This is a genomic window from Streptomyces sp. NPDC052396 (genome assembly GCF_044593195.1).
In the GTDB taxonomy this organism is placed as follows: domain Bacteria; phylum Actinomycetota; class Actinomycetes; order Streptomycetales; family Streptomycetaceae; genus Streptomyces.
In genome coordinates this window covers 1-1,076 of record NZ_JBIUAW010000042.1, presented here as the reverse complement: position 1 = coordinate 1,076, position 1,076 = coordinate 1, and the positions used below count along the sequence as shown (strand labels likewise).

The following is a 1,076-nucleotide window of genomic DNA, read 5'->3' as shown; positions in this document are numbered from 1 at the left end:
TGTGTGACGGATTTGCCTATCACACGGCCTACACCCTTACCCCGGGACAACCACCGCCCGGGCTGGACTACCTTCCTGCGTCACCCCATCGCTTACCTACTACCACCTTGGATCAGCGGCTCCACCACTCCCCTACGCTCCGAAGAGCTCAGGGCGGCTTCACGGCCTTAGCATCAATGGATTCGATATTGGGCGTTTCAAAGCGGGTACCGGAATATCAACCGGTTGTCCATCGACTACGCCTGTCGGCCTCGCCTTAGGTCCCGACTTACCCTGGGCAGATCAGCTTGACCCAGGAACCCTTAGTCAATCGGCGCAAGAGTTTCCCACTCTTGTATCGCTACTCATGCCTGCATTCTCACTCGTGAACCGTCCACAACTACCTTCCGGCGCTGCTTCACCCGGCACACGACGCTCCCCTACCCATCACAGCAGACGTTGGTCCTTATGCTGCAATGACACGACTTCGGCGGTACGCTTGAGCCCCGCTACATTGTCGGCGCGGAATCACTTGACCAGTGAGCTATTACGCACTCTTTCAAGGGTGGCTGCTTCTAAGCCAACCTCCTGGTTGTCTCTGCGACTCCACATCCTTTCCCACTTAGCGTACGCTTAGGGGCCTTAGTCGATGCTCTGGGCTGTTTCCCTCTCGACCATGGAGCTTATCCCCCACAGTCTCACTGCCGCGCTCTCACTTACCGGCATTCGGAGTTTGGCTAAGGTCAGTAACCCGGTAGGGCCCATCGCCTATCCAGTGCTCTACCTCCGGCAAGAAACACACGACGCTGCACCTAAATGCATTTCGGGGAGAACCAGCTATCACGGAGTTTGATTGGCCTTTCACCCCTAACCACAGGTCATCCCCCAGGTTTTCAACCCTGGTGGGTTCGGTCCTCCACGAAGTCTTACCTCCGCTTCAACCTGCCCATGGCTAGATCACTCCGCTTCGGGTCTTGGGCGCGCTACTCAATCGCCCTATTCGGACTCGCTTTCGCTACGGCTTCCCCACACGGGTTAACCTCGCAACACACCGCAAACTCGCAGGCTCATTCTTCAAAAGGCACGCAGTCACGAGA

At 57.1% G+C, this 1,076-nt stretch carries 1 rRNA gene; it reads right to left on the bottom strand.

Annotation, left to right across the window (positions count from 1 at the left end):
* Positions 1 to 1,076: ribosomal RNA gene (locus tag ACIHFE_RS34525) — 23S ribosomal RNA — on the bottom strand; the annotation flags it as partial.